The sequence below is a fragment of the Planktotalea sp. genome, assembly GCF_018607995.1.
Lineage (GTDB): Bacteria > Pseudomonadota > Alphaproteobacteria > Rhodobacterales > Rhodobacteraceae > Planktotalea.
The window spans coordinates 1-12,549 of record NZ_JABBAL010000039.1; the positions used below are offsets into that span (position 1 = coordinate 1).

Annotated in this window: 13 protein-coding genes; all 13 read right to left on the reverse strand. The window is 52.9% G+C overall.

Features of this window, described 5'->3' with window-relative positions; translation table 11 throughout:
• Positions 1-5: 5 nt before the first annotated feature.
• Positions 6-335 carry a hypothetical protein gene (locus tag QZ280_RS15650; RefSeq protein ID WP_293446016.1) on the reverse strand — a complete coding sequence of 110 codons (330 nt, stop codon included), beginning with the start codon at positions 333-335 and terminating at the stop codon, positions 6-8.
• Between the two features lie 194 nt (positions 336-529).
• Positions 530-1,258, reverse strand: a complete 729-nt coding sequence (locus QZ280_RS15655; protein ID WP_293446019.1) for an alanyl-tRNA editing protein — start codon at positions 1,256-1,258, stop codon at positions 530-532.
• Positions 1,259-1,260: 2 nt separating this feature from the next.
• Positions 1,261-3,615: a DUF3772 domain-containing protein gene (locus QZ280_RS15660; protein ID WP_293446022.1), complete on the reverse strand. Its 2,355-nt coding sequence runs from the start codon at positions 3,613-3,615 to the stop codon at positions 1,261-1,263.
• Positions 3,615-4,652 (reverse strand): cysteine synthase A, encoded by a 1,038-nt coding sequence (locus tag QZ280_RS15665; protein ID WP_293446024.1) that lies wholly within the window; start codon positions 4,650-4,652, stop codon positions 3,615-3,617. Before QZ280_RS15665 ends, QZ280_RS15660 begins: the two co-directional genes overlap by 1 nt.
• Positions 4,653-4,780: 128 nt before the next feature.
• Positions 4,781-5,911 (reverse strand): NUDIX domain-containing protein, encoded by a 1,131-nt coding sequence (locus QZ280_RS15670; RefSeq protein ID WP_293446027.1) that lies wholly within the window; start codon positions 5,909-5,911, stop codon positions 4,781-4,783.
• On the reverse strand, positions 5,908-6,072 hold the full coding sequence (locus QZ280_RS15675) for a hypothetical protein (protein ID WP_293446029.1): 165 nt from the start codon (positions 6,070-6,072) through the stop codon (positions 5,908-5,910). Before QZ280_RS15675 ends, QZ280_RS15670 begins: the two co-directional genes overlap by 4 nt.
• Positions 6,073-6,140: 68 nt before the next feature.
• The gene (locus tag QZ280_RS16540; protein ID WP_365734876.1) at positions 6,141-6,347 is read right to left on the reverse strand and encodes a TrgA family protein; all 207 of its coding nucleotides are present in this window, start codon (positions 6,345-6,347) and stop codon (positions 6,141-6,143) included.
• An 18-nt stretch (positions 6,348-6,365) separates the two neighbouring features.
• Positions 6,366-7,574, reverse strand: coding sequence for a cyclopropane-fatty-acyl-phospholipid synthase family protein (locus tag QZ280_RS15680; RefSeq protein WP_293446031.1), 1,209 nt, complete (start codon positions 7,572-7,574; stop codon positions 6,366-6,368).
• Between the two features lie 69 nt (positions 7,575-7,643).
• Positions 7,644-9,065 carry a deoxyribodipyrimidine photo-lyase gene (locus QZ280_RS15685; RefSeq protein WP_293446032.1) on the reverse strand — a complete coding sequence of 474 codons (1,422 nt, stop codon included), beginning with the start codon at positions 9,063-9,065 and terminating at the stop codon, positions 7,644-7,646.
• Positions 9,066-9,124: 59 nt separating this feature from the next.
• On the reverse strand, positions 9,125-10,345 hold the full coding sequence (locus tag QZ280_RS15690; RefSeq protein WP_293446035.1) for an aminotransferase class V-fold PLP-dependent enzyme: 1,221 nt from the start codon (positions 10,343-10,345) through the stop codon (positions 9,125-9,127).
• Positions 10,346-10,539: 194 nt separating this feature from the next.
• Positions 10,540-11,022: a BCCT family transporter gene (locus QZ280_RS16545; RefSeq protein WP_365734879.1), complete on the reverse strand. Its 483-nt coding sequence runs from the start codon at positions 11,020-11,022 to the stop codon at positions 10,540-10,542.
• A gap of 92 nt (positions 11,023-11,114) precedes the next feature.
• The gene (locus QZ280_RS16550; RefSeq protein ID WP_365734880.1) at positions 11,115-11,624 is read right to left on the reverse strand and encodes a BCCT family transporter; all 510 of its coding nucleotides are present in this window, start codon (positions 11,622-11,624) and stop codon (positions 11,115-11,117) included.
• A gap of 483 nt (positions 11,625-12,107) precedes the next feature.
• Positions 12,108-12,524, reverse strand: coding sequence for an HIT family protein (locus tag QZ280_RS15700; RefSeq protein ID WP_293446037.1), 417 nt, complete (start codon positions 12,522-12,524; stop codon positions 12,108-12,110).
• Positions 12,525-12,549 lie beyond the last annotated feature (25 nt).

Here is a 12,549-nt window from a genome sequence, read left to right on the forward strand (position 1 = left end):
CCCGCCTACACACTTTCCAGGCGTGCGCCTTCGACCACTCGGCCACCTGTCCGTGGAGCGGGGTTTAGCGTTAAGCGCAGACCATGTGCAAGTGCAAAAAACACCTCGGTTTCACTAAGATCGCTTGTCTTTGACTTTCGGCTCTTAATACGTAAGCTCTCTTTCTTCGCGGGGCTCAGGAATGCCAGCTCGAAAAACACTTCTACGTTAATTTCCAGCGCAATCCCGACGCCAACCTCATCGCGCAGAAATTTACCAGCGCCAACCATCGCAAGACCCGCCATCGCGACTGCGAATGCTTGAAACATAGCTTTCAAAGTGGGCAAGCGTTGCACATCGCGCACGCGCCAAAAAGCAAAGCCCCGCGAACAATATCGCCACACGCCGCAACATGATCGCACAGGCCTGTTCATGCGCCATGCAAAAAAGCCAAAACACCAATCCTGGAATAAACAAAAGCGTCAACGACAGCTCGCCCGTGATAACCGCCACGATTGTGAAAAGTTAGTTTTGTGTCGGCGACGTCTCATCAATCATCCAAATGTAAATAAACGCGGCGATTAAGTTTGCCCTTTTTCTCGACCTTTCCCAACCGCACACGCCCGATCTCTGACGTGCGCGCTACATGGGTGCCACCGCACGGCTGTAAATCAATTTGGCGCGTGTCATCACCGATGCGCACCAAGCGCACACGCCCGCTTCCCATCGGGGGTTGAACGGACATGGTTTTCACCAAGGTCGGGTTAGCGCGCAATTCCTCTTCGGAAATCCAGCCCTCAGAAACAACATAGTCCAGCTCAATCAACCCATTTAGTGACGCTTCAAGGGCGTCTTTGTCTTCGGGCGCTTCGGGCATATCGAAATCTAGACGCCCTTTGCCAACAGAAATTGAGCCGCCAGACACAGGCAAAGAGATCACGACTGACAACAAATGCAGCGCCGTGTGCACCCGCATGTGCGAATGACGTCGTTCCCAATCTAGCGAAAGTGACACCTGCGTGCCCACAGGCGGAAGCTGCGCGGGTTCAGCAAGCACCAGTGCCAATTGCGTATCTTCACGCCCTTTGACTTTGACACAGGTGGCAATGGGCAAATGATTACCATTCCACATCATCATCCCGCTATCACCCGGTTGACCGCCACCTGTCGCATAAAAAATGGACTGATCCAAAATAACGCCCCCCTCAGGGGTATGTCCTACGACCAATGCCTCCCCGTCACGCAGGTAAGCGTCATCCAGAAACACGGGTTTGGTCATGGTTATCTTTCCTCGGGGTCTGTCTCTTGTCTAACTTGCGATGAATTTTCAACAGTTTGATCACAGGGTGTCAACGCTTCGGGATTGCGGATCCAGATATCGCGCTGTGCGAACGGAATTTCGATCCCTTCCTCCATAAAGCGGCGCGCAATTTCGTGGTTCATGTCTGATTTCACGCTCAGCACAAAATTGACGTCCCGTAAGATCGCGCGGATTTCAAAATCAAGCGAGTCCGCACCAAAACCCTGAAACACAATCGACGGAGCCGGATTGAGCAAGACCATCGAGTGCTCGCGTGCGATGCTCAGCAAAATACTCTCGACCTTGCGGGTATCATTGCCATAGGCCACGCCAACGGGAACGATCACACGGCCAACAGTCTTGCCGCGTGTCCAGTTAGTCACCATGCCCGAGACAAGATCAGCGTTCGGAACAATAACGTCCGTACGATCAAAAGTTTCGATCCGTGTCGAGCGCACGGAAATGCCGCGCACATAGCCCATTTTACCGCCAACTTCGATCCAGTCGCCTTCCGCGATGGGCCGCTCGATCAACAAGATGATTCCGGAGACGAAGTTGGAGACAATATTTTGAAGGCCAAAACCGATCCCAACCGAAAGTGCGCCTGCGACCAACGCAATATTGCTCAGATCAATCCCCGCCTGACTGATAGAAATGACTGCTGCAAGGAAAATACCAACGTAGCCGATACCTGACACAATCGCGTTGCGCCCGCCTGTATCAAGCTTAGTGCGCGGCAGGATCGATGTGCGCATCGCCCCCTGCAACAGACGCGTTGCCATATAGCCGACGCTGAAGATCACCGCGAATGTTATAAAATCTACCGGTGAAATGCGGCTGTCGCCAATCGCAAAGCCTTCTTGGAACCGCGTCCAAACTTCGGTGATATCAGCCGCGCGCGCGCCCCAAATCAGCGCAAGCAAAGGAATCGCTGCGACCACAAGCACAAAGCCTAAAAGCACCGATACCAAGGATTCTTCATCGCTTTTTTCGCGGCGCATAATCAACGCGTAAAGGTCACTGACAAAGTGCTGGAGTACCAGAACCAACCCGAACAAAGCCATTGTCGCCACAGAGGCGAACATCAGTCGCGCCGCTCCATTACCATAGCCCAGTGCTGCAATTAGCGGGCCGAAGAACGCAACGATTATCGCAGCGCGCCCCAAAAGCTTGGAGATGCGTAAACGGTACATGCTGCTTTCGTCGTCTTCGCTGGTGTCAATCAAGCCGATACGCAAGATGCGACCCAATTGATAAAGCACGATGCCGGTCACAATCAGAACCGGAAATCCAATGACCGCACGTGTGGCCGCACTCCAATTGTCGTAGCTCGCCAAAACATTCAGCGCCAAAGCGGCAATCAGAATGAAGGCCCCCGTCGTGATGAACCAACGTGCTTTTGCGGCATGGATCGCCTCAACAGGTAGCATCATATCGTCATCATTGCGCGGGAATAAATGCCCCGCGAGCCACCAAAAACTTAAAAGGATCAGCCCGTACCACGGCACATTGTCCAACAAGAGTGTCCCGCGCAGGCCCAACATCCCTGATTCAATTGCGGCTTCGACCAGTGCAATCAGCCCAATGAATGGCAAGAATATCTGCAACAGCGACGCGATGAATTTCCAGACGCCCTGCCCGCGCGCGGAGTATCGGCGCAAGACGTTGACAATCAACACGGACCAGCGGCGCCCGCGCGTGACCAATACCAAACCAATCAAAGCCAGAATGATCACTTCCGGCAAAGCCTGTCCTGCGCTTTTGCGCTGAGCTTCGGAATTAAAAGCGCTCGCAACCTCATGCCCGATTGCAGCGCCCGATTTGCGCAATGCCTCAAGGGCTGGCCCCCAATGCGTTGGGTTCAACGGGCTCGGCCCGCCGCTTAGCAGGGCGTCGGTCTGGCGTTCTCGAATGATCGTGTCGATCTCTTTGATGACACCGTCAGCACGGCTATAGGCCTCTTCCGCAGAAACAACAGGTGTGCGCAACCTCTGAAGCTGCTCCGTCAATTCCGCACGCCGCTCAGCAATATCTGGCGCTTCTTCGACGCCTTCGGCGGGTGTTCCGAGGCTGGTAATCTGAGACGTTAACGTTTTGATGCGTGCTTCATTGGCGGTTTGGGCTTCCAAAAATTGTTCACGCCAATCAACAATTTGCGCGCGCAAGGCTTCAAGCGCATTTGTCGACGCCCGACCATTTTCAACTGCAATTTCCGCGCGCTGCGCCACGTTTTGCCAAGCCGTATAATCCGGAGTTTCCGTCTGAGCAGAACCCAGCGCAGGCAACACAAGACATAGCGCCACGCAAAACGCACGCAAAGCCTGTGACAGTGACATCAGACCTCCTCAAAAACCGCGGGGATGTCAGCCGGCGCTTTATCGAGCCATTCTGGAACAGGGAGGTCTTTTTCGCGCAAAAAATCAGGGGTGAACAGTTTGGACTGATAGCGCGTTCCAAAATCACACAGGATCGTCACAATGGTATGCCCCGGCCCCATATCTTTCGCCATGCGGATCGCACCGGCGACATTGACGCCGGAGGAGGCACCGAGGCAAAGACCTTCGCTTTCCAACATCTCAAACACATGTGGCAGCGCTTCTTTATCCGAAATGTTGTAGGACATGTCGGGCGTGAAGCCTTCAAGGTTCTTGGTAATTCGTACCTGCCCGATGCCTTCTGCGATGGAGCCACCTTCGCTCGTCACCAACTCACCATTAGTGTAATAATTGTAAAGCGCCGCACCATCAGGATCCGCCAAACCAATCTTCACACCCTTAGGCTGAAGCGACATGCCTACACCCGCCAGCGTGCCACCAGAGCCGACAGCGCAGATGAACCCGTCAACCTTGCCATCGGTTTGTACCCAAATTTCAGGGCCAGTGCTGTCGATATGGGCTTGGCGATTAGCGACGTTGTCAAATTGGTTGGCCCAGATCACACCCTCATTCATGGTGCGCGCCAGCTCATTGGCAAGCCGCTCAGAATAGCGCACAAAGTTGTTGGGATTGCGATAAGGCGCGGCAGGCACCTGCACAAGTTCAGCCCCCGCAAGACGCAACATATCCTTCTTTTCTTGGCTTTGCGTCTCAGGGATTACGATAACCGTTTTGAACCCCATGGACGCCCCAACAAGAGCAAGCCCAATGCCAGTGTTTCCTGCTGTTCCTTCGACAATAGTGCCGCCTGGCTTTAGCTCGCCACAGGCAATTGCGTGTTGGATGATCGACAGCGCCGCGCGGTCTTTGACAGACTGACCGGGGTTCATGAACTCAGCCTTGCCCAAAATATCACAGCCAGTTTCTTCAGAAGCGGCTTTCAGCTTGATAAGTGGTGTATTTCCAATGGCCTGAGCCAGATCCTGCGCAACGATCATGTCGATCTCTCCCTAGTGCTCACCCTACCTATGCCCGTGTCGCTGTGAACTCAAGCACATGCGCGCGCTCGTTTACTTCGGTCTTAAGCACTTAGGGGTATGTGGTGGCTGGCACCCACCGGATCAGATCATACCAATGATCTGATCTTGTCACGGTGACGCCCGAGCCAAAGCAACATCATGATTAAGGGACCAAGGTTAATTTCACCGCTGTCCAACAGCTCCATCGCCCGATCAAACGAGACTACATGCTTGCGAATATCTTCACTTTCGCTTTGCGATTCATGCACCTTTTCAAGCCCCACATCCAAATCACATACAGCAAGGAAACAATGGAAAAACTCGGTTGAATAGCCCGGACTTGGATAGACATTCATCATCGGACGGATGTCTTGCAAATCAAGACCCGCCTCTTCGAAGGCTTCGCGCCGCGCCGCCTCCATCGGGGCTTCGCCTGCATCCACCAAGCCCGCGACAGGTTCCAACACCCAAGGCTGCGGATCACCCCGCAAAACAGGCCCGTAGCGCAACTGCTCGATCAACAACACCAGATCGCGCTTAGGATCATAGGGCAAAATCAACGCGGCATCATAGCCTACAAAAGCCACACGATCCAAAGCCTCGCTCTGTGTGCCATCAAAGCGCGGGTGACTTATATTGAACGACTCAAGGCGAAAAAAGCCGGCGTAGCCATCGGACCGAGGCTCCAATGTTACCGCACCGCGTTGAGTTTCGCAGCGCAGCTCCAAATCCATCGAGGTTTTTGCCAGCACTTTTGCCCACCCGCGCGCGCGAAAGAAAGGCAAAAGATGTGCAATCTCTTGCCCAGACTTCACGCCGTAATGTTCCATCACTTCGCCAGCGGCGCTCAGACTAACCGCTCCCCACTGAGTGATCCAATCCTGCAAATTCCACTCTGCACCAGCACTCCAAAGACACGCCTCTGGAAAAAAAACCTCCGCAGAGATGGCGTCTCCATTGCAGATCACGGAGACAGTTTTCAAATCATAGTCGAAACCACCTTCATAGAACCGCAAACGCGCAACGTCTTCATCGCTGAGGTACTGCACCAAGATACCCTGCGCTTGGTACCTTGTCTTTTCTGCAATCATCGGGAAAGGCTCATCCTTCACCCAACTCACCAAATGATCATTCAAATGCGCTGGACGAATATCGATGCGTCCCTGCACACGACCCAGCACCACTTCCAACAACGGAATGTGACATAGGCTTCCGTAAAAGAAGAGCGTCGTGCTCATAAGCCGCGTTTATCCGTCATTTCGGCAATAACGCCAGATGTAATCGAGCCGATCACGAGCGTGCCAAAAATCAACGGCGGCCCAATCAAAATCCCGTTCTCAACCATTATTTCAAAGATCGCGGCAAAGGCTTCAAACGCACCATCACAACGTCCCCACATTGATATTTCGATCATACGGATCGTTGAATGCGCAAGTAAGCATTAAAAAACCAGAACGATCCCACCCTTCAGCCCATTATTGATTGCCGCACTAAGGTCCCGCCCGCGCGCGAGTCGATCACTTGCCAGCCGATCACAACTGCTATCGTGAGACTGATAAAGTTGAAATTTCCAAACGCTTTATTCTCATCAAACAACGGTTTGATATGCTCGCTCAAGACCCACGCCAGCACGGCGAGACATCGGGCGGCAATGAAACGGGCGGCTATTGGCATGGGAGCAAGCTTTCAAGCTTAAGTGGGTTTGCGAATGGTGATCTGTGTTACATCACAGTTTCCACTTTGGAAGGTCGATGCGCAAGAGGTGAGATAAAAGTTCCACATTCTGCGAAAGCGATCATCAAATCCCATTGCCGCGACGCTGTCCCATTTGCCGTTAAACGTCTCAAACCAGCGGCGCAGGGTGATCGAATAGCTCTCACCAAATTCCTTGGATTTCACAACGTCCAAACCGGCTTTATTGACCTCAGCAATCAGCGCTTTCGGACTGGGGAGCATGCCACCGGGAAAGATATACTTCTGAATGAAATCAACGCCGCGTTTATACACATCCCAACGTCGATCGGCGACGGTGATGATTTGCAAGGTCGCCTGCGCACCCGGTTTCAATCGATCACGCACTGTCTCGAAGTAAACAGGCCAGTATTTTTCACCAACGGCCTCAAACATTTCGATGGAGGCGATGCCATCATAGGTGCCGGTCTCATCGCGGTAGTCTTGCAACTTAAAATCAACAAGATCAGAAATTCCTTCTTTTTCAATACGTTCTTTGGCGTACTTAAACTGTTCCTCACTGATCGTCAGGCCTGTAACACGGATGCCGCGCTCTTTCGCAGCGTATTCCGCAAAGCCACCCCAACCGCAGCCAATCTCAAGAACATGGTCGCCCTCTTTGGCACCCATTTCGTCGATCATTGATGCGTACTTCGCGATCTGCGCATTTTCTGTGTTCTCTTGTCCAGTCTCGAATATCGCCGAAGAGTAGGTCATCGTGTTATCGAGCCAAAGCCCATAAAACTCGTTCCCAAGATCATAATGATACGAAATATTCTTGCGCGCTTGCTCTTTGTGATTGCGCTGAAGCCAGAAGCGAAACTTCTCCATCACGCGCACCAAACTCATGCCCGGGAAGCCGTCATAAACGCCTTCATTGTCCATGTGAACGAGGTCCATGAACGCCTGCAAATCGGGTGTAGACCACCAATCATCAAGGTAAGCATCACAAAATCCAAGATCCCCTTCGCGGATCAAACGCGCGAAAAGATCTGGATTTTTGACATGTAATTCCGCCACCGGACCCAGCTTTTTGCCGTTTGCTCGAAAAACACGACCATCGGGCAGATGAAAGTCCACACGCCCATTGTTCATGTTGCTAGACATCGCAAACACTTGCGCGAAATATCGCGGCAGGCCTTTTTGGCCGTCTGTTGTTGTATGGATCATATCACCCCCCAAACTGGTGAAATTGGCAGGGCTTGCACGCTCTTAGCCACCTTGTTGTTGTGTATACTCTCAAAACCCGCGCCCTTGATAGGCGTCAAGAGCACGTTGACGCCCTGTCGCCGCCTCCACAATGGGCTGTGGATAGATGTCCGTGCTCTGCAAGCCCCAGCTTTTGGGGATTGCTTCGAAATAACTTGTAGCGGTGTCCGGCGGATTACCCTGCCCCTCTGCTATCCACGCTCGGGCATAACCGCGTTCACGATCGAACTTATCAAGCTGCGTGACCGGATTGAACACGCGAAAATAAGGCGATGCATCAGGGCCAGAACCCGCAGCCCATTGCCAGCCCATCGCGTTGCTTGCGGGGTCCCAATCGGTCAGACACTCATCGAACCACGCTTGGCCAATCTTCCAATGGGTCAGCAGATGTTTGGTCAAATAGGAGGCCACAATCATGCGGCCTCGATTGTGCATTTTACCGGTAACATACATTTCGCGCATTGCGGCATCGACGAATTCAATCCCCGTGCGCCCCTGTTTCCACGCGATTACCTCAGGATGATCCGCGTCCTCATTCCACGCGAACTTGTCCCAATCGGGCTTCCAATTACTGTCGAGAATATGCGGCGTGTGATGCATAAGGTGGTAGGCAAATTCGCGCCAAACCAGCTCTTTCAAGAACACCTCAGCGTCATCCTTGCCCTCATGAAGCGCGCGCATGCCTGCGTACCAGCATTGATGCGGGGATATTTCACCAAGCGCTAGGTTTTCGCTGAGTCCAGACGTGCCCCGTGTCGAGGGAATATCGCGACGCTCCACATAATCCGCAACGTCGTTTTCGATGAATTCAGCGAGACGTCCCTGCGCCGCCGCTTCCCCAACTTGCCCGTGACGGGCGACAATTTCACCCCCGCGTCGCATAGCAGCACCCAAGGCCCAATCGCTTTGATCAACGCTTTCCAAACTTCTCTCGTAAGGCTGCACCGACGTCGGTACCGCCAATGGAGCATCGACATCGCGATCCTTCACAGAGCGCCAGAAAGGCGTATAGACCTTATACATGCCGCCCGTTTTGGTTTCGACGGTCCATGGCTCAAACATCAGATGGCCACCAAAACTACGTGCTTCAAGACCTTTGCTGCGTAGGTCCGCCTTGATCGCCGTGTCTCGTGTGACGCAGGCAGGATCATAAAGGCGCGACCAATATACGCCTTGCGCGTCAGTCTCGGTAATCAAGGCGGCCAAAACATCGCCCGCAGGACCTTCGCGCAAGATCAAAGTAATATTGAGCTCCGCAAGCATTTGCGTGAAAACTTCCAAGGCTTTGCCCAAACGCCATTTCGGTGCCGCGCCGAGCCCGTCAACAACATCGTCCTTGATGAAAACAGCGATAACAGGCACTCCAGCCGCGCAGGCTGCGGACAAGGCTGGATGATCAGAAACACGCAAGTCGCGCCTGAACCAAACAATGATTGGTTTTTCCTTGTTCACTCTATGCCCCAAAAATCCGCTAACTTCTTACCAATACACAACTTCGGCTGCAGAGGAGATCAAAGAACTTCGTCCAGCGCGTTCAAAAGCTGATCCATTTCGCCCTTAGACGTGTAGTGGGTAAAGCTAAGGCGCAGAACGCCTTTGTCCATATCAACGCCCATGCCTTCCAGCGCACGGATTGCGTAGAAATCGCCACCGCCCGCCATAACACCGTGCTCAGCCAATCGCGTAGCCAGATCTTCCGCTTTGCGTTGCGAGGCCAGCGCAACTGTTGGCGCGCGTGTCGCCGCATCGCTTGGTCCAATCAAACGCACCGAATTTTTCGCCGTCACGTAGTCGAGCAAGGGTTGCAACAACGCCTCCTCATGGGCGCGCATCAAGTCATGTACACCTGCGCCACGCGCGGCGCCGTCGCCCTTAATCCCGTGATGCGTTGCCAGCTTGTCGATATAATCCGCCATCCCAGCGCTCGCTGCGATTTGAGCGTGGTCCGGCCCTGCAGGTGTGAACCGCGTATAAAGCGATCCTTCGTTGAAATAGTGCCCTTGGTTCGGCAAGGCCTCCCCCAACGCGCGGCGCATGACCATGATCCCTTGATGTGGGCCGTAGGTTTTGTAGGCAGAAAACAGATAAATATCCGGCCTAAGCTCTCCAACATTAGCAATTCCGTGCGGCGCGTAGGACACGCCATCAACGCAAACAAACGCACCCGCCGCATGGGCGCGCGCAGTGATTTCGGTCACGGGATTAATCTCACCGACCACGTTGGAGCAATGCGGAAAGCACACAAGCCGTACTTTTTCGTCCAAGAGATCGTCCAAATCTTTGGGATCAAGATGGCCTGTTTCAGCGTTGATCATCCATTCGCGCACCTCGATTCCACGCTCGGCCAAACGGCGCCACGGACCAGAATTTGCCTCGTGATCCTGATTGGTGACGACGATTGCTTCTCCTTCTTGTAAGAATCCCGCGAACGCCTGTGACAGAACATATGTGTTTTGGGTGGTTGAAGGACCGAATGACACCTCATCCGTCTCGACACCCATAATCTCGGCAAGACGCACACGCGCCTCATCCATTTCGTCCCCTGCAAGGCGCGATGCATCATAGGGACCATAGGGCTGGACTTTGCGCTGCGTGTAATAGCGCATTAGCCGCTCGATCACCGGCGCACATGTGTAACTACCCCCCGCATTTTCAAAGAAAGCCTGCCCTTGTAACACCGCTTCGTTGAACGCTGGGAATTGCGCGCGCACGAAATCCAGATCGAGTGTCATCTTCAAAATCCTCTGTGTATTCAGAGGCTACACAAACGCAAAAGGACCCGGCGCGCAAGCTGCCAGAGCCTCTTTTCCTTTACGTCAGTCTGCAATTACTCGGCAGGTGTCACGCCTGTGATCTCGCTATGCGTCGTTGGCACGTCAACCGCTTTGCGACGACCGTCGTTACAAATCGCTTTGATCAATGCGATTCACATCAAAACCATCACCAAAGAGAACAGCAAGGCCCCGATCGCCTTCGCGGTCTGGACCGCACTTATGCCGCCCGAGATTAGCAAACCGCCAACCACAAGCGCCAAAGCACCACCCCTGAACAGGATAAGCGGACGCGCCTTTGGACCCTCATCACCCGCCGCGTTGACCGTGTTCACGATCAATGCCGCAGAGCCAACAGAGATCACCAAGAAGGTCATCAACAAGACAACGCTCATTATAACCATACCCCAGGACAGAAATTGGCGAATCGGCTCAAGCATGAAGGTGGTCATCGCGCAGCTCTTATCGCCGTTCGCCACATCCAAGATCACGCCATTGGCGTCGCCATTTAGTTCCAGATCAACGGCCGTGCCGCCTGCCCAGGCAAAACAAACAAAGCACATCAACGAGGGTACGATCATCGCACCAAGAACGAATTCATGGATCGCGCGGCCACATAAGATACGCGCGAGGCACAAGCCAACGAAAGGTACAAAGGCAATCCACCAAGCCTATTAGAATAAAGGGCCACCAGCCCTGCCACTGCGCCAATTTGAACGCTTCGGATCCCTCAACACCGTCGGATCCATAGACATTGAATCTCAGCCAAGGCAGCGCCACTAAATAATCCCAAATTCCAACGAAGAATGCGGTCGCGCCAAACAGGATGAAGAATCCAATTAGCAAGATCGACAGAACCAATGCGCGTCAGGCCCGCGACAAACTGCTCCACATCAAATACAAGTGTTTGAGCAACTCCCAAAATTTTCGCAACAACCGCTACTATATATCCCAAAGTACTGGATAGTGCTTTGCTAAACAAAGATGTCAAAGCAGCGCGGATAGTCAGCGGCAAACCACGGCAATAATTAAAGAACGCCAGCGACAGGCCCGCAATCACGTAACAAGCCCATGCGCCTGACCCCCAATACAAGAAGGACCAAACATAGGCCTCGCGCACGTTGTCTTGGCTGAGTGCCGTGTTGACGCCTTGAATAACCGCAGGGTTATTCTTGAAATGCGCAATTGGTTCCGCAACAGCCCGCATCAACATTCCAACGCCAATACCTGCATCAAACATCATGGAAAACCATGAGAAATTACTACACTTAGGATTCTCGCCAACTTGGCCCAGAAAGCCGTCCAGCCGTTGGCTAAATCGCAAGCCCTAGGCAAACGATCACAAAGAACGCGACGGCCCAGATGCACCAGGCGACAAAATTGTTCAAAATAGCAGCGCTCCAAGTGCTCAACACTGCCCCAGCTTGAACAGACCAGAAAATGCACCACGCGAGGACAACACTGATGATGATTTTAGAGACAACAGTAACGTTGACGCTAAATCGCCCATAAAAACCGATATCAGCGGTTTTTATCGAAAATCGGTGAGAGGTAGTTTTATTATAATATCCCTGTTTTTTGGCTAATTTTAAAACGCTAACACAGCTTCTTTAAAAAGCTATAAGTTATCGAAGTGCGAAAAAAACAGGTCTAGCTGCTTTGAACCCCAAACACCTCGGGGAGTCATAGCCTACTAAGGCGGGGCAGTGCCCCACCAACATATCTAGTCAAGCGCGGCAGCAATTGCCGCAGCATGCCCTTTGATCACCTCCATATCGCCCATGGTGCCGGGCGCACGCATTGGCACGCCGTGATGGCGCGGATGGATATGGAAATGCAGATGAAACACCTCCTGCCCACCCGCTGCTTCGGAATATTGCTGCAAGGTGATCCCATCTGCATCAAACGCAACTTTCGTCGCGCGCGCCACTTTTTGAACTGTTGCGATTGTTGCGTTCAATTGCGCCTCAGTAGCATCCAGAATATTGCGGCACGGTGCTTTCGGGATCACCAAGCAATGCCCATCTGAGCGCGGCATGATATCCATAAAGCAATAAGTTTCATCGTCCTCATAAACCTTAAAACTCGGGATTTCGCCCTTTAGGATCTTGGCAAAAATATTCTCTGGATCATAGGTCATCGCGTATCTCACTTAAGCGTTCATT

What these genes read in the sequence shown, in the direction of transcription:
- QZ280_RS15655 (WP_293446019.1), bottom strand. Translation starts at nt 1,258, where the DNA reads ATGACCAAACCCGTGTTTCTGGATGACGCTTACCTGCGTGACGGGGAG.
- QZ280_RS15660 (WP_293446022.1), bottom strand. Translation starts at nt 3,615, where the DNA reads ATGTCACTGTCACAGGCTTTGCGTGCGTTTTGCGTGGCGCTATGTCTT.
- QZ280_RS15665 (WP_293446024.1), bottom strand. Translation starts at nt 4,652, where the DNA reads ATGATCGTTGCGCAGGATCTGGCTCAGGCCATTGGAAATACACCACTT.
- QZ280_RS15670 (WP_293446027.1), bottom strand. Translation starts at nt 5,911, where the DNA reads ATGAGCACGACGCTCTTCTTTTACGGAAGCCTATGTCACATTCCGTTG.
- QZ280_RS15675 (WP_293446029.1), bottom strand. Translation starts at nt 6,072, where the DNA reads ATGTGGGGACGTTGTGATGGTGCGTTTGAAGCCTTTGCCGCGATCTTT.
- QZ280_RS16540 (WP_365734876.1), bottom strand. Translation starts at nt 6,347, where the DNA reads ATGCCAATAGCCGCCCGTTTCATTGCCGCCCGATGTCTCGCCGTGCTG.
- QZ280_RS15680 (WP_293446031.1), bottom strand. Translation starts at nt 7,574, where the DNA reads ATGATCCATACAACAACAGACGGCCAAAAAGGCCTGCCGCGATATTTC.
- QZ280_RS15690 (WP_293446035.1), bottom strand. Translation starts at nt 10,345, where the DNA reads ATGACACTCGATCTGGATTTCGTGCGCGCGCAATTCCCAGCGTTCAAC.
- QZ280_RS16550 (WP_365734880.1), bottom strand. Translation starts at nt 11,624, where the DNA reads ATGTTTGATGCAGGTATTGGCGTTGGAATGTTGATGCGGGCTGTTGCG.
- QZ280_RS15700 (WP_293446037.1), bottom strand. Translation starts at nt 12,524, where the DNA reads ATGACCTATGATCCAGAGAATATTTTTGCCAAGATCCTAAAGGGCGAA.